The sequence below is a fragment of the Streptomyces sp. TLI_146 genome (genome assembly GCF_002846415.1).
Taxonomy (GTDB): domain Bacteria; phylum Actinomycetota; class Actinomycetes; order Streptomycetales; family Streptomycetaceae; genus Streptomyces.
Map to the genome: position 1 here is coordinate 2,646,018 of NZ_PJMX01000001.1, position 26,477 is coordinate 2,672,494.

A 26,477-nucleotide genomic window follows, 5' to 3' on the forward strand; every position below is an offset into this window, starting at 1 on the left:
CAGCACGAAGCCCGGCCCCCGTCGGTCGGGGGCCGGGCTTCGTACCGGAAGTCAGGGCGGCTACAGGCCGACCTCGCGCATCAGCATGCCCACCTCGGTGTTGGTGAGGCGGCGCAGCCAGCCGGACTTCTGGTCGCCGAGCGCGATCGGGCCGAAGGAGACCCGGACGAGCTTCTCGACCGGGAAGCCGGCCTCGGCCATCATGCGGCGCACGATGTGCTTGCGGCCCTCGTGGAGCTCGATCTCCACCAGGTAGTTCTTGCCGGTCTGCTGGACGACCCGGAAGGCGTCCGCGCGCGCGTAGCCGTCCTCCAGCTGGATGCCCTCCTTGAGCCGCTTGCCGATCTCGCGCGGCAGCGGGCCCGTGATGGCGGCCAGATAGGTCTTCTTCACGCCGTACTTGGGGTGGGTCAGACGGTGGGCCAGCTCGCCGTGGTTGGTGAGCAGGATGATGCCCTCGGTCTCGGTGTCGAGACGGCCGACGTGGAAGAGCCGCGTCTCGCGGTTGGTCACGTAGTCGCCGAGGCACTGGCGGCCGTCCGGGTCCTCCATGGTGGAGACGACGCCGGCGGGCTTGTTCAGCGCGAAGAACAGGTACGACTGGGTGGCGACGGTCAGACCGTCCACCTTGATCTCGTCCTTCTCCGGGTCGACGCGCTTGCCCTGCTCAAGGACGATCTCGCCGTTGACCTCGACCCGGGCCTGCTCGATCAGCTCCTCGCAGGCGCGGCGCGAGCCCATGCCGGCGCGGGCGAGCACCTTCTGCAGCCGCTCGCCCTCCTGCTCGGCGCCCGGGAAGGTCTTGGGGAGCTTGATGTCCGGCTTGTCCGCGTACCGGTCGCGGTTGCGCTGCTCGATCTTCGCGTCGAGCTCGCGCGGACGGGACTGGCCCAGGCGCTGCCCGTGCGGGCCGCGGCGGACCGGGGTGCCGCCCTGGGGCGCCTTGGGGCCGCCCTTGGCGCCACCGCGCGCGGAGGAGCCGCGTCCGCTGCGGGGGGCGTCGCCGCCCACGTCGTAGGTGCGCTCCTCGGGGCGCGGCGGGCGCTGCTTGCCGCTGCCGCTCTGGCGCGGGCCGCCGCCCTGGCGCTGGCCGTCCCGGCCGCCGCCGGCACCGCCGCGGCCGGCGCCGCCCCGGCCGCCACCGCCGCTGCTGCCGCGGCCGCCGCTGTTGCCACCACGGCTCCCGCCGTTGTTTCCGCTGCTGTTGTTGCCGCTGCTTCGCATCAAATTTCCGTCTTGTCGTCTGCGTGGGTTTCCGGGGCGTCCAGCGCGTCCGGATCGAACGACGGCAGACCTTCCAGCGTCTCGGATTCGATCGCGTCCGCCTCGGGGAGGAAGGGCGCGAGCTCCGGGAGCTCGTCCAGGCCGCGCAGGCCCATCCGCTCCAGAAAGTAGTTCGTCGTCCTGTACAGGATCGCACCTGTTTCGGGTTCCGTGCCCGCCTCGTCGACCAGACCCCTCTGGAGCAGGGTCCGCATGACCCCGTCGCAGTTCACTCCGCGCACCGCGGAGACCCGGGACCGGCTCACCGGCTGGCGGTACGCGACGACCGCCAGGGTCTCCAGGGCCGCCTGGGTGAGCCGGGCCTGCTGCCCGTCCAGGACGAAGCCCTCGACGGCCGGGGCGTACTCGGCCCGGCTGTAGAACCGCCAGCCGCCCGCCACGAGCCTCAGCTCGAATCCGCGGCCCTGGACGGTGTACTCGTCCGCCAGCTCGCGCAGGGCGTCCGCCACGGCCCTGCGGGGCCGCTCCAGCACCTTCGCCAGGTGCTCCTCGGTCGCGGGCTCGTCGACCACCATGAGAACGGCCTCAAGGGCGGGCTTGAGCGCGAGTCCCTCGGATTCCTCGGTCACGCCGTCTCCACCTCCACAACTTGGTCGAACTCGTCCGTGACGGCGGGCAGGTCCCCGTCGGCACCGCTCCAGCGCACCATGAGCTCCCCGAGCGCCTCGTCCTGGTCGAGGACGACGGCCTTCTCCCGGTAGAGCTCCAGGAGGGCGAGGAAGCGGGCGACGACGGTGAGGGTGTCGTCCACGCCGGAGGTGAGCTCCCGGAAACTCGCCTCCCCCCTCTCGCGCAGCATCGCCACGACCACGGCGGCCTGCTCCCGTACGGAGACGAGCGGGGCGTGGATGTGATCGACGTACACCTGGGGCTTGGCCCTCGGCTGCATGGCCTTCACGGCCAGCTTGGCGAACCCGTCGGCGCCGATGCTGATGACGACCTCGGGCAGCAGCTCGGCGTGGTGCGCCTCAAGTCCGACGGTACGGGGGTGGCGGCGCGCCTCGCTGTCGAGCCGCTCGCTGAAGATGTCCGCGATCTGCTTGTACGCGCGGTACTGGAGCAGCCGCGCGAACAGCAGGTCCCGCGCCTCCAGCAGCGCCAGATCGGCCTCGTCCTCGACCTCGGCGGCGGGCAGCAGCCGGGCCGCCTTGAGGTCGAGCAGGGTGGCGGCGACGACGAGGAACTCGGTGGTCTGGTCGAGGTCCCAGTCGGCCCCCATGGCCCGGATGTGCGCCATGAACTCATCGGTGACCTTGGACAGCGCGACCTCGGTCACGTCCATCTTGTGCTTGGAGATGAGCTGGAGGAGAAGGTCGAAGGGCCCTTCGAAGTTGGCGAGCCGAACGGTGAAGCGCCCGTCGCCGGGGGCGGGGGCATCGGCCTCGGGCCGCACCTCCTGCGCCACGGGCTCGGGCGCCGACACGTCCGCCTCGGGCCGCACCTCCAGGGGCGCGGGGAACTGCGCGACCGGCCCGGGACGGCCCGCGGCCGCCGGCGAGAGGTCACGGGCCTCCTCGGGGGCGGGCTCGGGCTCAGGAGGTTGCGCAGCCCGGCGGGGCGGGGGTGCCGCTGTGCCCACCCGTGCCGCCCCAGCGGCACGACTGCCCACAGCGGCGGGGGCGGGGGAATCCAGCCCCTCCGGCGTTTGAGGAGCGGAGCCCCGGGAGCGGGGCGCAGGGGCCGCAGGCCCCGCCTGGGGGGCCGGGGACGCGGCCTCCGGGAGAACCTCCTCCGCCACTCCCCCGGCCGCCCGCCCAGGGCTTTCGGGAAGGGGCGGGGTGGGGGAGACCACCCCCGGCCCCCGCCCGAGCGCACGGCGAGCCCCCCGCGCAGCGGGAACGTTCGGGTCGTCGGCGGTGGGCAAGAGGCGGTCCAGGGAGTACGGAGCGGGCGGTACAGGGGCGCGGCGGCACGCGGCCGCACGGCGCAGGCTAGCGGCTACCGCCCCCGCAGACGCCGTACGAGAATGCTCGCGTCGCCCCGCGACTCCAGGTCGGCGAGGACGACGGCGACCGCCTCGCGGACGATCCGCCCGCGGTCGACGGCCAGCCCGTGCTCCCCGCGCAGGACCAGGCGCGCGTGCTCCAGGTCCATGAGCTCCTCCGCGGAGACGTACACCGTGATCTTCTCGTCGTGGCGCTCACGGCCGCTGGGCCGCCGGTTGGCCGCCCGGGCCCGGCGCCGCTGCTGCGCGGTGCTGGAGGCGGCCGGAGCGCCCGGACGGGCCCCCTTGGCGGCCTCGCCCGACGCCGCGCGGCTGCGCGGCTCGCCCGACGCCGGGTCCTCCTCCGCGGCCGAGTGCTCGGCCCGCGCCGCGGACTCCTCCGCCGCCGGGTCGCTCTCGCCCGCCGGTCCGGGCACCTTCGCCTCGCCGTTGGTCCGCCTCGGGGTGGAGGACTGGAGTGCCATTCCTCCGGTCGTACGGAACAGTTCGTCGGCCCCGGGCAGACTCACTCGGCGTGACACCGGGCGAGCACCTCCCTGGCGAGCTGGCGGTAGGCGGCGGCGCCGACGGAGTTGGACGCGTACGTCGTGATCGGCTCACCGGCGACCGTGGTCTCCGGGAAGCGCACCGTACGGCCGATGACCGTGTGGTAGACGTGGTCGTCGAAGGCCTCGACCACACGGGCCAGGACCTCGCGGCTGTGCACCGTGCGCGAGTCGTACATGGTCGCGAGGATGCCGTCGAGCTCCAGGTCGGGGTTGAGCCGCTCCTGGACCTTCTCGATCGTCTCGGTCAGCAGGGCCACACCGCGCAGCGCGAAGAACTCGCACTCCAGCGGCACGATCACCTTGTGAGCCGCCGTCAGGGCGTTGACGGTGAGCAGGCCGAGCGAGGGCTGACAGTCGATCACGATGTAGTCGTAGTCGGCCATCAGCGGCTTCAGGGCGCGCTGGAGCGTGGACTCCCGGGCCACCTCGCTCACCAACTGCACCTCGGCGGCCGAGAGGTCGATGTTGCTCGGCAGCAGGTCCATGTTGGGAACCGCGGTCTTGAGCAGCACCTCGTCGGCCGACATGCCCCGCTCCATGAGCAGGTTGTAGACCGTCAGGTCGAGCTCCATCGGGTTCACACCCAGGCCCACCGAGAGGGCGCCCTGCGGGTCGAAGTCGACGAGCAGCACCCGGCGTCCGTACTCCGCGAGCGCGGCACCCAGGTTGATGGTCGACGTGGTCTTGCCGACGCCGCCCTTCTGGTTGCACATCGCGATGATCTTCGCGGGACCGTGGTCGGTCAGCGGACCCGGGATCGGGAAGTACGGCAGCGGCCGTCCGGTGGGGCCGATCCGCTCGCGGCGCTGGCGTGCGGCGTCGGGGGCGAGGGTGGCCGCGTACTCGGGGTCGGGCTCGTACTCGGCGTCGGGGTCGTAGAAGTGCCCCTGGGGCACTTCCTCAAAGTCGGCGAAAGCAGCGGTGTCCCGGCCACTCTCGTTGCCGGCCATGGCGTTCACGTGTAGGCCGTCCATCATCCGTGGGGCTGTCGTCATGTGCGGGGTGGTTGCGAAGGCTTGGACCGCGACGGAGCCGACAGCCTCAGCAGGCCCCGAAGGGCCATGGCCCCGTGCGGGCATCCCTGGTTGACCACCTCCGGGAGTAAATGTCGACTCATTCACAAGTCGTCTTACCTCCTTGGAAGTGACCAGGAAACTTTATCGATAGGTCAGCGTGGCACCATGCCGACGGTTGGCGACTCTATGGCGTGTCACCGGTCCGCAGCAACACAATCCGCCGGACCCGGCCGGATGTGTCGGCAACCGAACACCGCTCTGTCAAGGGCGTACGGGCATCAGAGCGCGAGTTTCAGGGGTGCGCGAAACGGTTAAAGAGTTACGTTCGAGGCGAGTTGAGCGAGCCTGCCGCACTCCGGCGGAAGTGTCGCGATACACATCCGGCCGGACCTTGGGCGACAAGGTCCGGCCGGGTGCGCGAGGTTGACGACGTACGTTGACGAACCGTTTCGTCAGAGGGTCGTCACGGCGTGTCGGATCAGCCGAGGAGCGTGCTCAGCTCGACGGTCTCCAGGCCGTGGGCCTCGGCGACCGGGCCGTAAACGACCTGGCCGTCATGGGTGTTGAGGCCCAGGGCGAGCGCCGGGTCGCGGCGCAGCGCCTCGGCCCAGCCGTTGTTCGCCAGCGACACGATGTAGGGCAGCGTGGCGTTGGTCAGGGCGTAGGTGGAGGTGTTGGGCACCGCGCCCGGCATGTTGGCGACGCAGTAGAAGACCGAGTCGTGGACCATGAAGGTCGGCTCGGCGTGGGTGGTGGGACGCGAGTCCTCGAAGCAGCCGCCCTGGTCGATCGCGATGTCGACAAGGACACTTCCGGGCTTCATCTTGGCGACGAGCTCGTTGGTGACCAGCTTCGGGGCCTTGGCGCCCGGGATCAGGACGGCGCCGATGACGAGGTCGGCCTCGACGACGGCCTTCTCCAGCTCGTAGGCGTTGGAGACGATCGTCTTGATCTTCGTGCCGAAGATCTTGTCGGCCTCGCGGAGCTTGTTGATGTCGCGGTCGAGCAGGGTCACGTGGAAGCCCATGCCGACGGCGATCTGCACGGCGTTCCAGCCGGAGACGCCGCCGCCGATGACGACGCACTCACCGGCGTGGGTGCCGGGGACGCCGCCGGGCAGCACGCCGCGGCCGCCGACCGAGCGCATCAGGTGGTACGCGCCGACCTGCGGGGCCAGCCGGCCCGCGACCTCGGACATCGGGGCGAGCAGCGGCAGCGCGCGGTTCGCGGTCTCCACCGTCTCGTACGCGATGGCGGTGGTGCCGGACTCCAGGAGGGCGTCCGTGCACTCGCGGGACGCGGCGAGGTGCAGGTAGGTGAAGAGCGTCTGGTCCTTGCGGAGGCGGTGGTACTCCTCGGCGATGGGCTCCTTGACCTTCAGCAGCAGGTCGGCGGAGGCCCACACCTCGTCGGCCGTGCCCAGGATCTCGGCGCCGGCGGCCACGTACTCGGCGTCCGTGATCGACGAGCCGACACCGGCGTTCTGCTCGATGACGACCTGGTGGCCGTTGCGCACCAGCTCGTGCACGCCGGCGGGGGTGATGGCCACCCGGAACTCGTTGTTCTTGACCTCGCGGGGGATGCCGACCTTCACGTCGATCACGGTCCTTGGCTCAGGGGATAAGGGGGGTGCAATCCATACATACCCGGATGCACCAAGGCGCACCGGGAGACACCGCAAGAAGGTGCGGCGGAGCCAGTCTAATGAAGGTTTTCCCGCTGTCTACCCTTACAAACAACTAATCTTTGGCCGAAGCACTACGGATTTCGTAGGCCGGAGCCCCTCCCTCCTCCCCTGTTCCTTCACCGGGCTCCAGGAGTCGCCCGGCCGCGCCCCGGTGCAGCCTGGCCCCGGCCGGGTCTCCCAGTCGGTCGAGGGTGTCCGCGAGGCGCAGCTGGAGCGCGGCCTGGAGACGCAGATCACCGGCCTGCCTCGCCCACTCCACCGCCTCGCGGCAGGTGCGCAGCGACTCCTCGGGCCGCCCGGCGTACTCCTGCACCCGGGCCGCCTCGCTCAGCGCCCGCGCCTGGCTCGGCAGATCGCCCAGACGGCGGTATCCGGCCACCGCGGCGCGCCAACTGCGGAGCGCCTCCCCGTAGCGGCCCGCGTAGGTGAGCACCGCGCCGATGCGCCCGTACAGCCGTGCCTCGTCCTCCAGCTCGCCGCGCGCCAGGCGCTGGGCCAGGGCCCGCCCGTACCAGTCGGCGGCCCGCGTCCAGTCGCCCAGCTCCTGGTGGGCGCCGCCTACGGATTCCATCGCGCGGCCCGTCGCGTACGGGTCGTTCGCGGCCCGGCCCGCGTCCAGGGCCGCCCGGTAGCGGACGAGCGCGTCGGCGGTGCGCCCGGCCTCCGCGTCCAGATCACCCAGATTGAGCAGGGCCGCGGCCTTCTCCCGGGGCAGCTCGCGCCGCTCGGCGACGTCGAGAACCAGCTGGTGCAGACCATAGAGATCGGGTGCGGCCGCTTCAGTGCCCCGGTGGGCGGCCAGCGCCCGCACCAGGGCCGCGACCAGCCGTCGGGCCAGCGTGTCCAGCTCGCCGTCCTCGACCGCGAGCCGGGCGGCCGCCAGCAGCGCGGGCCGCCGGGTGGCCAGCCAGGCGGCGGCCAGCCGCTCGTTGGGGAAGCGCAGGGCGCGCGGCAGCCCGGCGAGCTTCTTGCGGGCCGCGGAGCCGTCGGGCTCGGTGACCGCCCGGCAGGACTGGAGCAGCCGCACGGTCCGCTCCAGCATCCGGGCCCGGGCCAGCTGGAGCTCGCCGGGCCGGTCGGCGGCCTCCGCGAGCCTGTGCAACAGCGGAGCCAGCCAGCCGGGCACCGCGTACTGGGCGGGCCGCTCCTGAGGGTCGCCCTCGACCCTCAGCAGCCCGTACGCGACGAAGTCCTCCAGGGTGTTCTGGGCCGCCGACACCGAGCACCCGGCGAGCGCCGAGGCGGTCTGGGCGTCCACGAGCCCGGCCGGGGCGAGCGAGAGCAGCCGCAGGAGGCGGGCGTTGGGCCCCGGCAGCGACTCGTACACCAGCCGGAAGGCGCGCGCCAACGGGCGCTCGGCGACGGGCAGTTGGCCGCCCAGGACCCAGCCGTCCCCGGGCAGCGCGTGCAGCCGCTTGGCCACGTCGGAGACGGCCGCCTGGGGCCGGATGGCCAGCCAGCCGCCGACCAGGGCGATGGCCGCGGGCGCCCCCGCGCACTCCTCGACCAGGTTCTCGGCGGTGCGCGGGTCCACCGTGATCCGGACCGCGCCGGTGAAGCTCTCCAGGAACTCCACGGCCGCCTTGGGGTCGAGGCCGCCGAGGGTGCAGGGCCGGACGTCCGGGATGCCGGTGAGCGGTCCGCGGGCGGTCGCCACCACCAGGCAGTCGGCGTTCCGCGGCAGCAGCGGGTCGACCTGTTCGGCGCCGGCCGCGTCGTCGAGCAGCAGCAGGACCCGCCGCCCGTCGAGCGCCTCGCGCACCAGCTGGGTCAGCTCGTCCTCACCGCCGCCGGGCGGCACCGGGACCTCCAGCGCGTCCAGCAGATCGCGGGCCACCCGCTCGGCGGGGACGGTCGCGCCGCCGGGTTCGCGCAGCCGGGCACGGAGTACCCCGTCGGGGTAGTCGTCGGCGAGCTGCCGGACCAGCTCCTCGGCGAGGGCGGTCCGCCCGGAACCGGGGCGTCCGGCGATCAGCAGCACCCGGGCGCGCGGCGACTTGCGGCCGGACAGGGTGTCGAGCCCGGCCCGCTCGACGTCCTCGCGCAGCTCCTTCAACTCCCGCTGGCGGCCGAAGAACTGACGGCCGCTCGCATCCGGCGCGGCCGGCTCGCACTCCGCGGCAGAGCCGCCCACGTCCACCGCCTGATCCGTCACGGGCCACGCTCCGTCCGCTGCGCACGAGCCGAGCCCGGCGGGTCTCCGCACGGGCGTTCCGAGCGTAGTTCACGCGGGGTGAGCGGCCCGGCGGAGCGCGGCGGGCAGGTCGCCCGATCGGATCAGCGGATCGTCGGACGGACATACCGGTATGTACGCCGAACGGGTCGGCGCGCCCCGCGCACCGACCCGTTCGCGGCTCACCGCCGGGAGCGGTCTACTTCTCGAACGGGCGGGCCGGCCAGGGCGCCTCGGCCGGGCGCAGCGACTCCAGACCCGGCCCCGCCTGGGCGGCCGTGAGCGCGAGGACGCCCACCACCAGGCAGTTGTTGTGCAGCTCACCGGCGAGCGCGCCGCGGACGAGCTCGTCGAGCGGCACCCGGGCCAGCTCCATGTCGGCCTCCTCCTCGGAGACCTCGAAGCGCTCGCCCTCCGCCTCGGAGAGATCGCGGGCCAGGAAGATCCGTACGGCCTCGTCGCAGCCGCCGGGCGTGGTGTAGACGTCGGTGAGGACGCGCCAGTCCTCGGCCTTGACGTGTGCCTCCTCGTACAGCTCGCGCTGGGCGGCGTGCAGCGGGTTCTCGCCGGGCACGTCGAGGAGGCCGGCCGGGATCTCCCACAGCTTGTGGCGCACCGGATGGCGGTACTGGCGCAGCACCAGGACCCGGCCCGCGCCGTCGAGGGCGAGGACGGCCACGGAGCCCGGGTGGACCTGGTAGTCGCGGCGCGCGACCGAGCCGTCGGGCATGACCACGTCGTCGGTGCGGACGCTGGTCTTGTTGCCCTCGAACGGGGTCGTGGTGGCGACGACCCGCCACTCCTCGGGGGTGTCCTGGAGCTGCATCGATGTCCTCCCGTGAAACAGAAACCGGGGTACGCGTCCGGTGAAGGACCCGTACCCCGGCAACCGTATCGCCTGTTACTTCTTGCCGGTCTTCCGCGCTTCCTGCTGGCGCTCGACGGCCGCCTTCACCAGGCCGGCGAAGAGCGGGTGCGGGCGGGTCGGGCGGGAGCGCAGCTCCGGGTGCGCCTGGGTGGCGACCAGGTAGGGGTGCACCTCGCGCGGGTACTCGACGTACTCGACGAGCTTGTTGTCCGGGGACGTGCCCGAGAAGACGATGCCCGCCTTCTTCTCCAGCTCCGCACGGTAGGAGTTGTTGACCTCGTAGCGGTGGCGGTGGCGCTCCTCCACGTACGGCTGGTCGCCGTAGACCTCGCGGACGATCGAGCCCTCGGCGAGCTTCGCCGGGTACATGCCCAGGCGCATGGTGCCGCCCAGGTCGCCCGCGCCCTCGACGTACGCCAGCTGCTCCTCCATCGTCGAGATGACGGGGTGGGCGGTGGCGGCGTCGAACTCGGTGGAGTTGGCGTCCGGGATGCCGGCCAGGTTGCGGGCGGCCTCGATCACGATGCACTGCAGGCCCAGGCAGATGCCGAGCAGCGGCACCTTGTTCTCGCGGGCGTACTGGATCGCGCCGATCTTGCCGTTGACACCGCGGTCGCCGAAGCCGCCGGGCACCAGGATCGCGTCCACGTCGCCGAGGTTCTTCTTGGCGCCGGCCGGGGTCTTGCAGTCGTCCGAGGTGACCCACTTGACCTTGACGCGGGCCTTGTTGGCGAAGCCGCCGGCGCGCATGGCCTCGGTGATCGAGAGGTACGCGTCGGGCAGGTCGATGTACTTGCCGACCAGCGCGACGGTGACCTCGTGCTCCGGGTTGTGGACGCGGTCGAGCAGGTCGTCCCAGGTCGTCCAGTCCACGTCGCGGAACGGCAGGTCGAGCTTGCGCACGACGTACGCGTCCAGGCCCTCGGTGTGCAGCACCTTGGGGATGTCGTAGATCGACTTGGCGTCGATGGCGGCGACCACCGCGGCCTCGTCGACGTCGCACATCAGCGAGATCTTGCGCTTGATGGACAGCGGCACCTCGCGGTCGGCGCGCAGCACGATCGCGTCGGGCTGGATGCCGATGTTGCGCAGGGCCGCGACCGAGTGCTGGGTCGGCTTGGTCTTCAGCTCGCCGGAGGGGCCGATGTAGGGCAGCAGCGAGATGTGCACGACGAAGACGTTGTCGCGGCCGACCTCGTGGCGGACCTGGCGGACGGTCTCCAGGAACGGCAGCGACTCGATGTCGCCGACCGTGCCGCCGACCTCCGTGATGACGACGTCGACGTCGTCGGTCGCCATCCGGCGGATGCGGTGCTTGATCTCGTTGGTGATGTGCGGGATGACCTGCACGGTGTCGCCGAGGTACTCGCCGCGCCGCTCCTTGGCGATCACCTGCGAGTAGACCTGGCCGGTGGTGACGTTGGCCGAGCCGTCGAGGTCGACGTCGAGGAAGCGCTCGTAGTGGCCGATGTCCAGGTCGGTCTCGGCGCCGTCGTTGGTGACGAACACCTCGCCGTGCTGGAACGGGTTCATCGTGCCGGGGTCGACGTTCAGGTACGGGTCGAGCTTCTGCATCGTGACCCGCAGGCCCCGCGCCTTCAGGAGCGCACCCAGGCTGGAGGCAGTCAGACCCTTGCCGAGGGAAGAGGCGACACCCCCGGTGACGAAGATGTGCTTGGTCGTCGATGACGCAGAGGATCGTGTCTGCATGGCCAAGAGGGGGCTCCCGTGGTCGCGGTCTGAAGTGCGTGCCGGTCACCCTCTGTGGATCTCGTACGAGTTTCCGTACGAGTTTCCGGGGGCGCCGTCGCTGCGGTTCGGGGGTTTTTTCACCACCCGGCCACGGGCTACCAGGGTATCAGCGAGTGCGGCGGACCGCTTCCGGCCACGCTCCGCACACACCCGGCCAACCCAGCGTGCTCCACTCACCCGGACGGCCGAACGCCGTTGCCGGAAGGCATCGGCGGATCACCCACGTGCGTCGTATCCTGCTCGGACACTCGCCGCCGAGCCGCTGGTAACACGGCGCCACCCCGGCCGTCACCCACAACATGCGCTCGTTGGCGATCCCTTGACCGCAGTCGCAGTAGCAGTAAGCGCCCCGCGGGGCGGACGTGGCCGTTCGACTGGAGATTGCACGTGGCCGGGCGCATCGAGGATTACGCACTCATCGGAGACATGCAGACCGCCGCACTGGTCTGCCGGGACGGCACGGCCGACTGGCTGTGCCTGCCACGCTTCGACTCGCACGCCGTCTTCGCCGGACTGCTCGGCACCGATGAACACGGCTTCTGGCGGATCGGCCCGGCCCACGCGGCCGACGCGCCACCGCCCCGGGCGGACCGGCGCCGCTACCGGGGCGACTCGCTGATCCTGGAGTCGGAGTGGGACACCCCGCGCGGCACGGTCCGGGTGACGGACTTCATGCCGCCGCGCGACGGCGCGCCGCAGCTGATCCGGATCGTGGAGGGCGTCAGCGGCCGGGTGCCGATGCGCAGCGCCCTGCGGATGCGTTTCAGCTACGGGCGTGTCGTGCCCTGGGTGCACAAGGTCGACAACCGTACGGTCGCGGTCGCGGGCCCCGACTCGGTCTGGCTGGACACCCCGGTCGACACCTACGGCAAGAACCTCACCACGTACTCCGACTTCACCGTCTCGCCCGGCGAGCGGATCGCCTTCACGATCAGCTGGCAGCCGTCCCACAAGGAGCCGCCCGCGCTCTCGGAGCCGGAGGCGGCCCTGGAGGCGACCGAGGACTTCTGGCGCGAGTGGGTCGAGCACTGCACGTACCACGGGCCCTACCGCGAGGCCGTGGTCCGCTCGCTGATCACCCTCAAGGCGCTCACCTACGCCCCCACCGGCGGCATCGTCGCCGCGCCCACCACCTCGCTGCCCGAGGACATCGGCGGCTCGCGCAACTGGGACTACCGCTACACCTGGCTGCGCGACGCCGCCATCACCCTCTCCTCGCTGCTGCGCACCGGCTACCGCGAGGAGGCCCGAGCCTGGCGCGAGTGGCTGCTGCGGGCGGTCGCGGGCGACCCCGAGAACCTCCAGATCATGTACGGGATCGCGGGCGAGCGCGAGCTCGGCGAGGCCGAGCTGGACTGGCTGCCCGGCTACGAGGGCTCGGCGCCGGTGCGGGTCGGCAACGGCGCCGCCCACCAGCTCCAGCTGGATGTGTACGGCGAGGTCACCGAGGCCCTGCACCTGGCGCACATGACGGGCCTGGCCCGCAACGACTACGCCTCGCTGCTCCAGCTCAAGCTGATCCGCTACCTGGAGGACCACTGGGACCAGCCGGACGAGGGCATCTGGGAGGTGCGCGGCCCGCGCCGCCACTTCGTGCACTCCAAGGTGATGGCCTGGGTCGCGGTGGACCGCACCATCAAGCTGATCGAGTCGGGCGACGCGGACGGGCCGCTGGAGAAGTGGCGCGAGCTGCGCGACGACATCCACCGCGACGTCTGCGAGAAGGGGTACGACAAGGAGCGCAACACCTTCACGCAGTCGTACGGCTCCAAGGAGCTGGACGCCTCCCTGCTGCTGATCCCGCAGATGGGCTTCCTGCCGCCGGACGACAAGCGCGTGATCGGCACGATCGAGGCGATCCAGCGCGAGCTGTCCACCCCGGACGGGTTCATCCTGCGCTACCCGACGGCGGGCGAGGAGGCGGGCTGCGACGGCCTGGAGGGCGACGAGGGCGCGTTCCTGGCCTGCTCGTTCTGGATGGCCGACGACCTGGCCATGATCGGCCGGGTCGACGAGGCCCGGAAGCTCTTCGAGCGGCTGCTCTCGCTGCGCAACGACATCGGGCTGCTGGCGGAGGAGTGGGACCCGCGGGAGCAACGGCAGGTGGGGAACTTCCCGCAGGCCTTCAGCCACGTTCCGCTGATCGACACGGCACTGCGGCTGACGGCCTCGGGGGCGTATGGGGGGTAGTCGCCGCGACCAGGGGCTCGTACCCGCTTAGAGTGGAAATGTCCTGTCCCCTCCTGGAAGGGGGCTGCGCCATGACCACCCCCTCGAAAGCGGGCACGGCCCTTGCCGAGCTCCGTGAAGACCTCGCCGGTGACGTGTTCGTGCCGGGCGATCCGGGCTACGACGACGCCCGGACGGTCTTCAACGCCATGATCGACCGGCGCCCCGCCGTGATCGCCCAGTGCGAGTCCGACGCGGACGTGGTCACGGCCGTCCGCTTCGGGCGCGAGCTGGACCTCAAGATCGCCGTACGCGGCGGCGGCCACAGTGTCTCCGGCCAGGCCCTCAACGACAACGGCCTGGTCATCGACCTGCGCCGGATGCACGAGGTGACCGTCCACCCGGCCGCCCACGCCGTCCGCGTCCAGGGCGGCGCCGTCATGAGCCATCTGGACCGGGCCACCCAGCCGTACGGCCTGGCCACCACGGGCGGGCGCGTCTCCACCACCGGTGTCGGCGGCTTCGTCCTCGGCGGCGGATCGGGCTGGCTGGACCGCAGCTTCGGCCTCGCCGTCGACAACCTGCTCGGCGTCGAGCTGGTCACCGCCGACGGCAGCGTGGTCATGGCGAGCGCCGAGGAGAACCCCGAGCTGTTCTGGGCGCTGCACGGCGGCGGCGGCAACTTCGGCATCGCCACCTCGCTCACCCTGCGGCTGCACGAGCTGCCCGAGTACTCCATCGCCATGCTGCTCTACCTGCCCGAGCGCGCCCACGAAGTCGCGCGCACCTATCGCGAGCTCATCGAGAACGGGCCGGCCGAGGCGAGCGGCGGCGTCCTGTACATGACCGCACCGCCCGAGCCGTTCATCCCCGAGCACCTGGTCGGAAAGGTGCTGTGCGGCGCCCTCGTGGCGTACGCGGGCGGCGAGGAGGCCATGCGCAAGGTCGCCCAGCCGCTGATCGCCCTGCCGCACGAGGTCGAGATCGTCACGGCCATGCCGTACGCCGACATGCAGTGCATGATGGACGACCCGCCCGGGCTGCGGAACTACTGGTCGGCCGAGTACCTGACCGGTATGCCCGACGACTTCGTGGACGTCTTCTGCTCCCTGGGCGAGGCGCTGCCGACGCCCACCGGCACCCAGCACGTGGTCTTCCCGCAGGGCGGCGCCATCGCCGACGGCCCCGGCGAGTACCCGGTGCCCTACCGCGACTCGCCCTGGGCCGTGCACCCCTTCGGGATCTGGGAGGACCCGGCGGACGACGAGCGCTGCCGGCAGTGGGTCAAGGACGTCCGGGCCAGGGTCCAGCCCTGGTCGAGCGGCGCGGTCTACCTCAACTTCACCGGCGACGAGGGCGCCGAGCGGGTGGTCGCGGGCCTGGGCGCCGAGAACATGCGGCGGCTGCGCGAGGTGAAGCGCGCCTACGACCCGGACAACGTCTTCCGCTTCAACCACAACATCGTCCCGGCCTGACGGAAAGGGAGCCGGGTGTCGTACCGTGACCCGCATCACCGTCCGGTACGACAAAACACGAGGTGAACCCCATTGGACAGCCAGGGCGGGATCACCGTGCAGCGCGCTCTGGAGCTGCCCGGGCTGCGCGGCGGGCTCCCCGAGGTGGTCGCCGGGGCCGAGCGCCTGGGCCGCACGGTGCGCTGGGTGCACGCGGGCGAGGTCCCGAACATCGCCTCGCTGCTCAAGGGCGGCGAGCTGCTGCTGACCACGGGCCTGGGCCTGGGCACCCGCCCCGCCGAGCAGCGCGCCTTCGTACGGCGCCTGGCCGAGCGGGGCATCGCCGCACTGGTCGTCGAGCTCGGGCCGCGCTTCGGCCGCCTTCCCGCCACCCTCGTGGACACCGCGCGGGCGGCCGGGCTGCCCCTGGTCGCGCTGCACCGCGAGGTGCCGTTCGTGACAGTCACCGAGGAGATCCACACCGAGATCGTCAACGGCCACTACGCCCTGCTCCAGCGCGCCGAGGAGGTGCACCGGCGGTGCACCGAGGCGCTGCTCTCGGGCGGCGGTGTGCCCCAGGTCCTGTCGATCCTGGCCGACTTCACGGCCAACCCGGTGTTCCTGGAGACCCCGGACGGCCAGCTGCTCTACGCGGCCGCCGGCTCCGCCGAGGCGGGCGCCGACCCGCTCCAGGTGTGGGAGGGGCTGCGCGGCCAGCGCGAGTCCCGCGAGTCGGGGCCGCCGACGGGCGCGGCCCTGGTGGACGTGCCCGGCGGCGGCCACGGCACCGGAGCGGTACGGGCCCGGCTCGTCCTGCTGGCCGTCGCCGCGCCGCTGCTGCCGGTCCACCGGATGGCGGCGGAGCGGGCCGCGGGCATCCTCGCGGTGGTGCTGATGCAGGCGCGCCAGGAGGAGGAGCTGGCGGCGCGCGGGCGCGGCGACTTCCTGACCGACCTCGCCGAGGGCCGCATCACCGCCGAGGACGCGCCCGCGCAGGCGAAGGTGCTGGGCTTCAAACCGGGCGAGGGCCCGCTGCTGCCGGTGGTGATGCGGCTGGCCTCCGAACTGTCCCCCACCGGCAACTGGGCGGTGCTTGCCCGCGCCGTCCTGGAGGAGTTGTCCTCGGTGGGCGTACCGGTCCTGCTCGGCGTACGGCCGGTGGAGGGCCGGGTGCCGCTGCTGCTCGGGCTGCGCTCGGAGACGGAGCGCACGGCGGTCGCCGACCGCGTGGCGGCGGCGCTGCGGGCCGGTGTGGAGCGCGCCGGGCTCGCCCGGGCCGGGGCGCGGCCGGTGGTGGTCGTCGGGGTGGCGGGCGGCTGGGCGGCGGCCTCGGCGGGGCTGCGCCACGCGGGCGAGACCGCCGCGGCCGCGCAGGGCCTGTCCGAGCGCCCCTGGTACGACGCCCGGCGCCTGGACATCGACCTGCTGCTGTGGCGGCTGCGCGAACACCCGGACCTGGCGGCGTTCGTGGAGCGCGCCATCGGCCCGCTGCGCACCCACGACGCGGCCTCGCGCCCGCCGCTGCTGCCCACCCTGGAGACGTATCTGGCGCACGCCGGCCGCAAGGCGGAGACGGCCCGCGAGCTGCACCTCAACCGGCAGACGCTCTACAACCGCCTGGCCCGGATCGCGGAGCTGCTCGGCACGGACCTGGACGACCCGCAGACGGTACTGGCGCTGTCCCTGGCCCTGCGGGCCCGCCGCCACGTCCCGTAGCGCCTCACCATCCGTTGCGCTGCGTCAACTCGTCGTAGACGCTGAGCACTTGGGCGACCGTCTCGTCCTCGGTCGGCCAGTCCGCCGCCTGTACGAGCCCGGCCTCGGCGAGCTCGCGGCGCCGCCCGGGGTCGGCGAGGAGCCGCGCCACGGCGTCCCCGAGCGCCGCCGCGTCCCCGTACGGCACCAGCTCGGCCGCGTCCCCGACGAGCTCCGGCACCCCGCCCACGGCGGTGGCGACCAGCGGCACCCCGAGCCGCAGCGCCTCCTGGGCCAGCAGCGAGCGCCCCTCCCAGCGGCTGGCGAGCACGGCCGCGTCGGCGGCGGCCAGGAGCTCGGTGACGTCGTCGCGCCGCCCGAGCAGCTTCACGGGCAGCGCCTCGGCCTCGATGCGCCGCTGGAGTGCGGCCCGCTGCCCGCCCTCCCCCGCGATCGCCAGCAGCGGTACGGGGTCGAGCGCCTTCCAGCGGTGGGCGGCGTCCAGGAGCACGTCGTACCCCCGGTGCTCGACCAGACTCCCGACCGCCATCAGCAACGGCCGGTCCACGGCGCCCAGTTCGGCCCGCGCCTTGCCGTCCGGGACGGGCGTACGGGGCGCGGGCACCGCGATGGCGGCGAGCCGGGCGTCCCGGGCGCCGCGCCGCCGGGCCCGGTCGACCAGGTCGGAGGAGGTGCCGAGCACCACGGCGGCCGCCCGGGCCGCCCGCCGCTCCAGCACCCGCAGCATCCCGCCCCGGGCGCCCTCGGCATGGAGGGGGGTCCCCCCTGCTCGACCGGAGCGGAGAGCTTGAGGGAGGGTGTGCCAGGTGACGACCAGCGGGATCGGGCGCCGGCCCAGGGCGAAGGCCGTCCGTACGGCCGCGTGCAGCCCGTGGGCGTGCACCACGTCCGCGCCCGCGCAGACCGCCCGCAGGGCGCCGACCGCCACCGGATCGCCGCGCCGGGGCACCGGGACGAAGTGGGCACCCGCGCCCTGGAAGTCGAACTCCCGCTCAAGCGCGGCGGGGGCGCAGACGGTGACCCGCACGCCCCGCGCGGCGAGGCCCGCCGCCAGCGAGCGCACGTGCGCGCTGCTGCCCGCGCTGCCGCCGTCCAGCACTTGGACCGTACGCAGCTGTGACACGTGAACAGGCTCCCGGGTCGGCGGTGGGCCGGTGTGGACCCGGCCAAGGATGCCAGCCCGCACGGACGTTCCGCCCCCGTCCGGACGTTTCCCCGTGCGACAGGCGGCGGACCGGGCCGGGGGACCACCCACACGGGTGAACTCCCGGACCCGGTTCACCCCTCCGCGCGTGCCGTCGCCAGCAGCTCCTCCGCGTGCGCCCGGGCCGTCTCGGAGTCCTCCTGGCCCGCCAGCATCCGGGAGAGCTCGCGGACGCGGTCCTCGCCCTCCAGGACGGTGACGCCGGACCGGGTGACCGTGCCGTCGTTGGTCTTCTCCACGAGGAGCTGGCGGTCCGCGAAGGCCGCCACCTGGGGCAGATGGGTCACCACGACGACCTGCGCCGACTTGGCGAGCTTCGCCAGGCGCCGGCCGATCTCGACCGCCGCCCGGCCGCCGACGCCCGCGTCGACCTCGTCGAAGAGGTACGTGGGCACCGGGTCCGTGCCCGCGAAGACCACCTCGACCGCGAGCATCACCCGGGAGAGCTCACCGCCCGACGCGCCCTTGGCGATCGGCCGGGCCGGGGCGCCCGGGTGCGGGGCGAGCAGCAGCTCCACCTCGTCCGCGCCGGTCGGCCCGTACGCCACGGTCCGCCCGTCCACCTCGACGCCCTCGGGATCCGCCACCTGCCGTACCGCGAACGACACCCGCGCGTGCGGCATCGCCAGCGACGCCAGCTCGGCCGTCACCGCGTCGGCGAAGCGCGCCGCGGCCTCGGTGCGGGCGTCGGTCAGCTCCTGGGCGAGGACGGACAGTTCGCCGCGCAGCCCGTCCCGCTCGGCCGTCAGCTCGCCGATCCGGTCGTCGTCGCCGTCCAGCTCGGTCAGCCGCGCGGCACTCTGCTGCGCCCAGGCGAGAACGGCCTCGATGTCCTCGCCGTACTTACGCGTCAGCGCCGTCAGCGCCGCCCGCCGCTCCTCCACGGCCGCGAGCCGCAGCGGGTCGGCGTCGAGGTCGTCCGCGTACCCGGCGAGCTCGCCCGCCACGTCGCCGAGCAGGATCCCGACCTCGCCGATGCGCTCGGCGAGCGCGGCCAGGGCGGGGTCGTGCGACCGTACGGCGTCCAGGGCCCGGTGCGCGCCCGCGACCAGGGTGGTCGCGTCGACGCTCTCCGGGTCCTCGGGATTGCCCGCGAGGGCGGCGTGCGCGAGGGCGGCCGCGGACGCCAGCGCCTCGGCGTGCCCGAGCCGTCCGGCCTCGGCGGCGAGTTCGGTGTCCTCGCCCGGCAGCGGCTCGACCGCGGCGATCTCGTCGAGCCCGAACCGCAGCAGATCGGCCTCCTGCGCCCGCTCGCGCGCCCGCGTGGTCAGCTCCTCCAGCTCCCCGGCGACGGCCCGCAGCCGCCGGTACGCCTCCGCGTACTTGGCCAGCGGCCCGGCCACCGCGTCCCCGGCGTACCGGTCGAGGGCCTCGCGCTGCCGGGCGGGGCGCAGCAGCCCCTGCTGATCGGTCTGCCCATGGACGGCGACGAGCTCGTCGGCCAGCTCCGCGAGCACGCCGACGGGCACGGACCGTCCGCCGAGGAACGCCCGTGAGCGGCCCTCCGCCGAGACGGTACGGCTCACCAGCAGCGCGCCCTCGTCCAGCTCGGCCCCGGCCTCCTCCGCGCGGATCGCCGCGGTGGCGCCCGCGCGCAGCGCGATCCGCCCCTCGACGACCGCCGACTTGGCGCCGATCCGCACCAGGGCGGGGTCGGCGCGCCCGCCGAGCAGCAGCCCCAGGCTGGTGACGACCATGGTCTTGCCCGCGCCGGTCTCGCCGGTCACCGCGGTGAACCCGGGCGACAGCTCGACGACAGCGTCGTCGATGACCCCGAGCGACCGTATCCGCATCTCCTCCAACACGCCCCCGACCTTACGAGGTCCAGCCCCCACTGTGCGACGCCCCCCACGCGCTCACCCTCACGGTTGACCCGGGTGCCGCTTTTGTCTGGGCCCGGGGTTTGTCTGCGGGTGGGTGGGGGGCTGGTCGCGCCCACGCGGCGGAGCCGCAGATGTCACAGCCCCGCGCCCCTGAAGAGGCGCCCCGCAGGGGTGCATTTAAGGGGCGCGGGGAACTGCGCGACCAGCCATCCACGGTCCGCAGACGAACGGGAAGCGGGGGCCGGGGACGCAGCCCCCGGGAAACCTCAGTGCGGCGCGCCCCTCCACCCGCTCACCGGCAGCGCGAACTTCGCCACCAGCCGGTCGGTGAAGGACGCGTGGTGCAGCCGCGCCAAGCGGACCGGCACCGCCCCCCGCCGCACCTCCACCCGAGCCCCCGGCGGCAGCTCCACCGTGCGACGCCCGTCACACCACAGCACCCCGTGCGGCGTATGCGGCTGCACCTCCACCGCCAGCACCGAACTCGGCGACGTCACCAGCGGCTTGGCGAACAGCGCGTGCGCGCTGATCGGCACCATCAGCAGCGCCTCGACCTCCGGCCACACCACCGGCCCGCCCGCCGAGAAGGCGTACGCCGTCGACCCGGTCGGCGTCGCGTACACGATCCCGTCGCAGCCGAACCCCGTCACCGGCCGCCCGTCGATCTCCAGGACGACCTCCAGCATCCGCTCGGGCGACACCTTCTGCACGGCGGCCTCGTTCAGCGCCCAGTCGGTGTGCACCACGTCGCCGTTGCTGTGCACCACGACGTCGAGGGTCATCCGCTCCTCGACCTCGTAGGAGCGCGTGACCACCCGGTCCACGACCTTGTCCAGGTCGTCGCGCTCCGCCTCGGCGAGGAACCCGACCCGCCCGAGGTTGACGCCGAGCATCGGCACCCCGGACGCCCGCGCGAACTCGGCGCCGCGCAGCAGCGTCCCGTCCCCGCCGAGCACGATCAGCAGCTCACATCCGTCGAGGCACTGCGGGGTGGCCTCCTTGACCGTCTTCACGGAGGCGGAGTCCGGCAGCGGGATATCGGCCGCCTCCGCCTCCAGGACCCGCACCCCGATGCCGGACCGCAGCAGCCCCCGTACCACCAGCTCCGCGCTGCGGATGGCGGCGGGCCGCCCGGTGTGCGCGAGCAGGAACACCGTGCGCTCCACGCCCCGCTCGCACGCGCCGTCCCCCCGCGCGTCTCCTCCGCGTTCCCCAACGAGCTCAACTAGGTCCCTCCGCCACTGCACGCTCGACATCAGCCGGATCCAGCGCGGGCGCCCCGGCCCGCAGCCACAGAAAGTATTCGACATTGCCGGAGGGTCCGGGCAGCGGGCTGGCCGTGACCCCCAGCACACCGAGCCCGAGCGCGGCGGCCTGCCCGGCCACCGTGCGTACCGTCTCGGCCCGCAGCTCCGGGCTGCGCACCACACCGCCGCTGCCGAGCCGGTCCTTGCCGATCTCGAACTGCGGCTTGACCATCAGCACCAGGTCCGCGTCCGGCGCGCAGCACCGCACCAGCGCGGGCAGCACGAGCCCGAGCGCGATGAAGGACAGGTCCCCCACCACCAGGTCGACCGGCTCGCCGTCGATGTCGTCGAGCGTCAACTCCCGTACGTTCGTGCGGTCCTTGACGGTGACCCGGTCGTCGCTCTGGAGGGACCAGGCGAGCTGTCCGTACCCGACGTCCACCGCCACCACGTGCCCCGCGCCGGAGCGCAGCAGCACGTCCGTGAAGCCGCCGGTGGAGGCGCCCGCGTCCAGCGCGCGGCGCCCCTCGACCTTCAGCCCCCGCGGGACGAAGGCGGCCAGCGCCCCGGCCAGCTTGTGGCCGCCGCGCGAGACGTAGTCCGGGTCGCTGTCGTCCTCGGCCACGACGATGGCGGCGGCCGTCTCGACCTGCGTGGCGGACTTGGTGGCGACGGTCCTGCCGACCGTCACCCGCCCGGCGGCGATCAGCTGCGCGGCGTGCTCACGGGACCGGGCGAGCTTCCGGCGGACCAGCTCGGCGTCGAGGCGGCGGCGTGCCACTCCTGCCACGTTCGGTTCAGCTCCTGTTGTCGTACGTATGTGATGCGGGGGACGGGGCCGGCGGCCCCGGGCGGGCGTCGAGCGCGCTCAGCGTCTCGCGCAGCCCCCCGTGTACATCCTCGTACACCTCGACGTGTCCGTCCGTACCGAGGTGGTCGACGTCCGCCAGCCGCTCGACCAGGGCGTCCACCCGGGGGTCGCCGGTGGGGTCGCGGGGCACGTCCAGGGGTGCCGGGCCGACGGGGTCGTCGTGCGCGCCGGCCTCCGCCTCGGGCTCCGGCATCAAGTCGCTCATGCCAAGACGCTACCGCGTGAGCCTGCGGTACGGTCGATCACGATGGCGACGATGGAGGAGTGCCGCGCGGCACTCGACGAACTTTCCGACAACCTGGCGGGCGCGAACGGCGACGTGCGCGCCGCCGCCGCGCTCGACCGCTCGCTGAGCTGCCACATCACGGACCTGGACCGTACGTTCACGGGGCGGCTGCGGGACGGCCGCATCGAGGTCGAGCACACGCTGGACGGCCCGCCGGCCGAGCGCGCCCAGATCCGTCTCGCCATGAAGGGCGACGACCTGGTGGCGATGGTCGCGGGCGAGCTGAACTTCGCGCGGGCGTGGACGTCGGGCCGGGTCCGCCTGGAGGCGGGCTTCCGCGACCTGCTCAGGCTGCGGACGCTGCTCTAGCCCGCTCGTCCGGTCACGACACCGCGGCCTTGTCCCGCTGCCGCGCCGCCGGCACCACCAGCGGCGTGCCCGTCTCCGGGTCGTCGATGACCTGGCAGCGGACCCCGAACACCTCCCGTACGAGCTCCGCCGTGACGATCCGCGACGGCGGGCCCTCGGCCACGATCTCGCCGTCGCGCATCGCGATCAGGTGCGAGGCGTAGCGGGCGGCCTGGTTGAGGTCGTGCAGCACCGCGACCAGCGTGCGCCCCTGGGACTCGTGCAGCTCGGCGCACAGGTCCAGGACCTCTATCTGGTGCTGGATGTCCAGGAACGTCGTCGGCTCGTCGAGCAGCAGCAGCGGCGTCTGCTGGGCCAGCGCCATCGCGATCCACACCCGCTGGCGCTGCCCGCCGGACAGCTCGTCGACGTACCGCTCCCCCAGCTCGCCCACGCCGGTGGCGTCCATCGACTCCTGGACGATCCGCTCGTCCTCGGGCGACCACTGCCGCAGTAGCCCCTGGTGCGGGTAGCGGCCGCGCGCGACCAGGTCGGCGACCGTGATCCCGTCCGGCGCGATCGACGACTGGGGCAGCAGCCCCAGCGTCCTGGCGACCTTCTTCGCGGGCATCGAGTGGATGGTCTGCCCGTCGAGCAGCACCCGCCCCTCGCTCGGCTTCAGCATCCGCGACAGGGCGCGCAGGAGCGTGGACTTGCCGCAGGCGTTGGGGCCGACGATGACCGTGAACGAGTGGTCCGGGATCTCCACCGAGAGGTCCTTGGCGATCACCCGCTGGTCGTAGCCGAGGGTCACCGAATCGGCGCTGAGGCGCTGCATGCTCGTACTCCTGGAGGAAGAACCGGAATCCGTACGGGGGTCGGGAAGGTGCGGGCCGCTCATATCCGGCCCGCCTTGCGCTCGGTGACGAGCAGCCACAGCAGATAGAGGCCGCCGACCACCCCGGTCACCACGCCCACCGGCAGCTTGCTCTCGCCGAACAGCCGCTGGGAGGCCCAGTCGGCGGTCACCAGCAGGGTCGCGCCCATACAGCCGGAGGCCAGGATGTTGGGGCCGGTGGCCTTGGTGAGGCGGCGGGCGAGCTGCGGCGCGGTCAGCGCGACGAAGGAGATGGGCCCGGCCGCCGCGGTCCCGGCGGCGTTGAGGAGCACGGCGGCGAGCATCAGCGCGGTCCGGGTCCGCTGGACGGGCACACCGAGCGCGTACGCCGCGTCGTCGCCCATCTCCAGCATCCGCAGCGGCCGTCCGTACGCGAGGATCACCGGCAGCAGCACCGCGAACAGCGCGAGCAGCGGCCACACCTGCGCCCAGTCGCGCCCGTCGAGCGAGCCGGTCAGCCACACCATGGCCCGGGTCGCGTCGACCAGCTGGGCCTTGGTGAGCAGGTACTGGATGCAGGCGGTGAGCATCGCGGCGGCGCCGATGCCGACGAGCACGAGGCGGTAGCCGTGCACGCCCTTCTTCCAGGCGAGCAGATAGACCGCGACCCCGGTCGCGAGCCCGCCGAGCAGGGCGCCGACCGCGACCTCGGTGGCGCTGCCGCCGAACCAGACGATGACGACGAGGGCGCCGACGGACGAGCCCTGGCCGAAGCCGATGATGTCCGGACTACCCAGCGGATTGCGGGAGATGGACTGGAAGACCGCGCCCGAGATGCCGAACGCGGCGCCCACCAGGAGCCCCACCAGGACCCGGGGCAGCCGCAGCTCGTTGACGATGAAGTCCTGCTGGGGGGTGCCGGAGCCGAAGAGCGTGCGGACGACGTCGAGCGGCGCGATGTCGAAGTCACCGCTGCCGACGAGGACCACGCCCGCGGTGAGCGCCGCGGCCAGCAGCGCCACGACGACGACCAGCGAGCGGGTGTCGGCCCGGAACGAGTAACCCCCGGGCGTGCGTACGGCCTTCACAGCTGAGCCATCCTCTTGCGGCGGACGAGAAAGATGAACACGGGCCCGCCGATGAGCGCCGTGACGATGCCGACCTGGAGCTCGGAGGGCCGGGTGATGACCCGGCCGACCACGTCGGAGCCGAGCAGCAGCACGGGCGAGAGGACGGCCGCGTACGGCAGGATCCAGCGCATGTCGGGCCCGGTGATGGCCCGGACGAGGTGCGGGACCATCAGGCCGATGAAGACGATCGGCCCGCAGGCGGCGGTCGCGGCCCCGCACAGCAGGGTGACGGTGACCATCGACAGGACGCGGGTACGGGTGAGGTGGGCGCCGAGCGCGCGGGCGGTGTCGTCGCCCAGGGCCATCGCGTTGAGCGGCCGGGCGATGAGCGCGGCGAGCACCAGGCCCGCCACCACGAAGGGCGCGATCTCGGTGACGGTGTCCGCGTTGGCGGAGGCCAGCGAGCCGACCCACCAGAACCGCACCCGGTCGAGCGCGGCCGAGTCCAGCAGCTGCACGGCGTTGACGTAGCCGTAGAGCGCGGCCGTGGCGGCCGTCCCCGCGAGCGCCAGCCGGGCCGGGGTGGCGGCCCGGCTGCCGCCCAGGACGTAGACGAGCGCCGAGACGACCGCGGCGCCGACGAAGGCGAACCACACGTACCCGGTCAGGCTGGTGACGCCGAAGAAGCTGATCGCCGAGACCACGGCGGCCGAGGCGCCCGCGCTCACCCCGAGGATGCCGGGCTCGGCCAGCGGGTTGCGGGTGAGCGCCTGCATCACCGCGCCGGAGACGCCGAGGGCGGCCCCGACGAGCAGCCCGAGCAGGGTGCGGGGCACCCGGGTGTCGTGGACGATGACGTCGTCGGCGGTGCCGGAGTAGTGGAACAGCCCGTGCCAGACGTCCGCGAGCGGGATCTGTTTGGCGCCGACCGCGATGCTCGCGAGGGCCACGAGGACCAGGACCCCGGTGGCCGCGAGCAGTCCGGCGGCGCGCAGGGCGTGCCGCCGGGCGATCGGGGTCGGGGGCGCGGGAGCGGTCTGCGCGCTCGGCTTGGAAGGGCTGTCTACCAACACGCAAGTTAGGTTAGCCTACCCTGCTAATCATGCGACAGGGCCCTTGATCCACAACGGGATCCACCACCGGGCCCGGGCCGGGGTCACAACCCCAGCCGTCCCAGCACCTTCCCCGCATCCAGCTCGCACACACCCTCGCCCGCGTACGTCCACGCCGCCGCGCACAGCGCCCGCAGACCGTCCAGCGGTTCGCCGTCGCCGTCCAGGGCGAACTCCTCGTCGCGTACGGCCGCGGTCCATCCGCCACACACGAACCGACCGTCGTTTTCGGCCACTTCCGGCTGGCCGGTCAGCATCCCCCGCAGATCCGCGTCCACGAACGTCGGCCGGTGCTCGGGCCGGGCGGCCAGCAGCTGGGCGCCGTCGGTCACCCCGGTGAGCACGAGCAGCGAGTCCACCTCGCCGTTGAACGCCCCCTCGATGTCCGTGTCCAGCCGGTCCCCCACCACCAGCGGCTTGCGCGCGCCCGTCCGCAGGATCGTCTCCCGGTGCATCGGGGGCAGCGGCTTCCCCGCCACCTGCGGCTCGGCGCCGGTCGCGATCCGCACCACCTCCACCGCCGCCCCGTTGCCCGGCGCGATACCGCGCCCGCTGGGGATCGTCAGATCGGTGTTGGACGCGAACCACGGCACCCCGGCCGCGATCGCGTAGCTCGCCTCGGCGAACCTGCCCCACGCCAGATCGGGCCCGCCGTACCCCTGCACCACCGCGGCCGGGGCGTCCTCGGCCGACTCCACCGGCACGAGCCCGCGCTCGCGCAGCGCCACCCGCAGCCCCTCACCGCCGATCACCAGCACCCGCGAACCCTCCGGCACCTGCTCGGAGATCAGCCGCGCCACCGCCTGCGCCGAGGTGATCACATCACCCGGCTCGGCCGGCACCCCGAGCTCGGTGAGGTGCGCCGCCACCGCGTCGGGCGTGCGCAGCGCGTTGTTGGTGACGTACGCGAGGTGCATCCCGCCCTCGCGGGCCGTGCCCAGCGAGGCGACGGCGTGCTCGATCGCCTCGCCGCCCGCGTACACCACCCCGTCGAGATCCAGCAGAGCCGTGTCGTACGCCTCGCTCAGCGCCCGTGCGCTGCCGCTCGGCCGGGTCCTGCTCGGCTGGCTCATCCTCATCCACTCCTCGCTCGATGGTCTCCCCCGATCATCGCGCATGCCCGCAC

The 26,477-nt window shown here is 73.1% G+C and carries 22 protein-coding genes; 4 read left to right on the plus strand and 18 right to left on the minus strand.

Annotated elements, in window-relative coordinates; translation table 11 throughout:
- Positions 1–60 precede the first annotated feature (60 nt).
- The 9 genes from BX283_RS12140 to BX283_RS12180 all read right to left on the minus strand — a co-directional run bounded on the left by BX283_RS12140 (position 61) and on the right by BX283_RS12180 (position 11,231).
- Positions 61–1,311: a pseudouridine synthase gene (locus BX283_RS12140; RefSeq protein WP_101387633.1), complete on the minus strand. Its 1,251-nt coding sequence runs from the start codon at positions 1,309–1,311 to the stop codon at positions 61–63.
- Positions 1,224–1,853 (minus strand): SMC-Scp complex subunit ScpB, encoded by a 630-nt coding sequence (gene scpB / locus BX283_RS12145; protein ID WP_101387634.1) that lies wholly within the window; start codon positions 1,851–1,853, stop codon positions 1,224–1,226. Before scpB ends, BX283_RS12140 begins: the two co-directional genes overlap by 88 nt.
- A complete protein-coding gene (locus BX283_RS12150; protein WP_257582624.1) occupies positions 1,850–3,148 on the minus strand; it encodes a segregation/condensation protein A in 1,299 nt (432 codons plus the stop codon). The genes scpB and BX283_RS12150 overlap by 4 nt, the downstream gene beginning before the upstream one ends.
- Positions 3,149–3,222: 74 nt before the next feature.
- Positions 3,223–3,750 carry a hypothetical protein gene (locus tag BX283_RS12155; RefSeq protein WP_101387636.1) on the minus strand — a complete coding sequence of 176 codons (528 nt, stop codon included), beginning with the start codon at positions 3,748–3,750 and terminating at the stop codon, positions 3,223–3,225.
- Positions 3,735–4,856, minus strand: coding sequence for a ParA family protein (locus BX283_RS12160; protein ID WP_067157312.1), 1,122 nt, complete (start codon positions 4,854–4,856; stop codon positions 3,735–3,737). Before BX283_RS12160 ends, BX283_RS12155 begins: the two co-directional genes overlap by 16 nt.
- 415 nt (positions 4,857–5,271) lie before the next feature.
- Positions 5,272–6,387, minus strand: coding sequence for an alanine dehydrogenase (ald, locus tag BX283_RS12165; protein WP_101392294.1), 1,116 nt, complete (start codon positions 6,385–6,387; stop codon positions 5,272–5,274).
- Positions 6,388–6,532: 145 nt separating this feature from the next.
- Positions 6,533–8,635 carry a tetratricopeptide repeat protein gene (locus BX283_RS12170; RefSeq protein ID WP_101387637.1) on the minus strand — a complete coding sequence of 701 codons (2,103 nt, stop codon included), beginning with the start codon at positions 8,633–8,635 and terminating at the stop codon, positions 6,533–6,535.
- A 217-nt stretch (positions 8,636–8,852) separates the two neighbouring features.
- Positions 8,853–9,479 carry an NUDIX hydrolase gene (locus BX283_RS12175; RefSeq protein ID WP_101387638.1) on the minus strand — a complete coding sequence of 209 codons (627 nt, stop codon included), beginning with the start codon at positions 9,477–9,479 and terminating at the stop codon, positions 8,853–8,855.
- Between the two features lie 75 nt (positions 9,480–9,554).
- Positions 9,555–11,231, minus strand: a complete 1,677-nt coding sequence (locus tag BX283_RS12180) for a CTP synthase (RefSeq protein ID WP_101387639.1) — start codon at positions 11,229–11,231, stop codon at positions 9,555–9,557.
- Between the two features lie 429 nt (positions 11,232–11,660).
- Between BX283_RS12180 and BX283_RS12185 the strand changes: the two genes are divergently transcribed.
- From BX283_RS12185 to BX283_RS12195, 3 genes are all read left to right on the plus strand, one after another.
- Positions 11,661–13,463 carry a glycoside hydrolase family 15 protein gene (locus BX283_RS12185; RefSeq protein WP_180357137.1) on the plus strand — a complete coding sequence of 601 codons (1,803 nt, stop codon included), beginning with the start codon at positions 11,661–11,663 and terminating at the stop codon, positions 13,461–13,463.
- Positions 13,464–13,534: 71 nt separating this feature from the next.
- Positions 13,535–14,917, plus strand: a complete 1,383-nt coding sequence (locus BX283_RS12190) for an FAD-binding oxidoreductase (protein ID WP_101387641.1) — start codon at positions 13,535–13,537, stop codon at positions 14,915–14,917.
- Positions 14,918–14,989: 72 nt separating this feature from the next.
- The gene (locus BX283_RS12195; RefSeq protein ID WP_101387642.1) at positions 14,990–16,612 is read left to right on the plus strand and encodes a PucR family transcriptional regulator; all 1,623 of its coding nucleotides are present in this window, start codon (positions 14,990–14,992) and stop codon (positions 16,610–16,612) included.
- A 4-nt stretch (positions 16,613–16,616) separates the two neighbouring features.
- On the opposite strand, the gene BX283_RS12200 is transcribed toward BX283_RS12195, so the two are convergent.
- The 5 genes from BX283_RS12200 to BX283_RS12220 all read right to left on the minus strand — a co-directional run bounded on the left by BX283_RS12200 (position 16,617) and on the right by BX283_RS12220 (position 21,962).
- Positions 16,617–17,735 carry a glycosyltransferase family 4 protein gene (locus tag BX283_RS12200; protein WP_101387643.1) on the minus strand — a complete coding sequence of 373 codons (1,119 nt, stop codon included), beginning with the start codon at positions 17,733–17,735 and terminating at the stop codon, positions 16,617–16,619.
- Positions 17,736–17,890: 155 nt separating this feature from the next.
- A complete protein-coding gene (gene recN, locus BX283_RS12205; protein WP_101387644.1) occupies positions 17,891–19,609 on the minus strand; it encodes a DNA repair protein RecN in 1,719 nt (572 codons plus the stop codon).
- Between the two features lie 296 nt (positions 19,610–19,905).
- Positions 19,906–20,805 carry an NAD kinase gene (locus BX283_RS12210; protein ID WP_101387645.1) on the minus strand — a complete coding sequence of 300 codons (900 nt, stop codon included), beginning with the start codon at positions 20,803–20,805 and terminating at the stop codon, positions 19,906–19,908.
- A gap of 55 nt (positions 20,806–20,860) precedes the next feature.
- Positions 20,861–21,676 (minus strand): TlyA family RNA methyltransferase, encoded by an 816-nt coding sequence (locus BX283_RS12215; protein WP_101387646.1) that lies wholly within the window; start codon positions 21,674–21,676, stop codon positions 20,861–20,863.
- Between the two features lie 7 nt (positions 21,677–21,683).
- Positions 21,684–21,962, minus strand: a complete 279-nt coding sequence (locus BX283_RS12220; protein WP_101387647.1) for a hypothetical protein — start codon at positions 21,960–21,962, stop codon at positions 21,684–21,686.
- A 42-nt stretch (positions 21,963–22,004) separates the two neighbouring features.
- On the opposite strand from BX283_RS12220, the gene BX283_RS12225 reads away from it, so the two are divergent.
- The gene (locus BX283_RS12225) at positions 22,005–22,352 is read left to right on the plus strand and encodes an SCP2 sterol-binding domain-containing protein (RefSeq protein ID WP_101387648.1); all 348 of its coding nucleotides are present in this window, start codon (positions 22,005–22,007) and stop codon (positions 22,350–22,352) included.
- A 13-nt stretch (positions 22,353–22,365) separates the two neighbouring features.
- Here BX283_RS12225 and BX283_RS12230 read toward each other — a convergent pair whose 3' ends face one another.
- The 4 genes from BX283_RS12230 to BX283_RS12245 all read right to left on the minus strand — a co-directional run bounded on the left by BX283_RS12230 (position 22,366) and on the right by BX283_RS12245 (position 26,424).
- Complete coding sequence (locus BX283_RS12230; RefSeq protein WP_101387649.1) at positions 22,366–23,169, minus strand: ABC transporter ATP-binding protein; 804 nt, start codon at positions 23,167–23,169, stop codon at positions 22,366–22,368.
- A gap of 59 nt (positions 23,170–23,228) precedes the next feature.
- The gene (locus BX283_RS12235) at positions 23,229–24,257 is read right to left on the minus strand and encodes an iron chelate uptake ABC transporter family permease subunit (protein ID WP_101387650.1); all 1,029 of its coding nucleotides are present in this window, start codon (positions 24,255–24,257) and stop codon (positions 23,229–23,231) included.
- Entirely contained in the window at positions 24,254–25,252 is a 999-nt protein-coding gene (locus BX283_RS12240) for an iron ABC transporter permease (RefSeq protein WP_257584283.1), read from the minus strand. Before BX283_RS12240 ends, BX283_RS12235 begins: the two co-directional genes overlap by 4 nt.
- A 143-nt stretch (positions 25,253–25,395) precedes the next feature.
- Complete coding sequence (locus tag BX283_RS12245) at positions 25,396–26,424, minus strand: HAD hydrolase-like protein (protein ID WP_101387651.1); 1,029 nt, start codon at positions 26,422–26,424, stop codon at positions 25,396–25,398.
- Positions 26,425–26,477 lie beyond the last annotated feature (53 nt).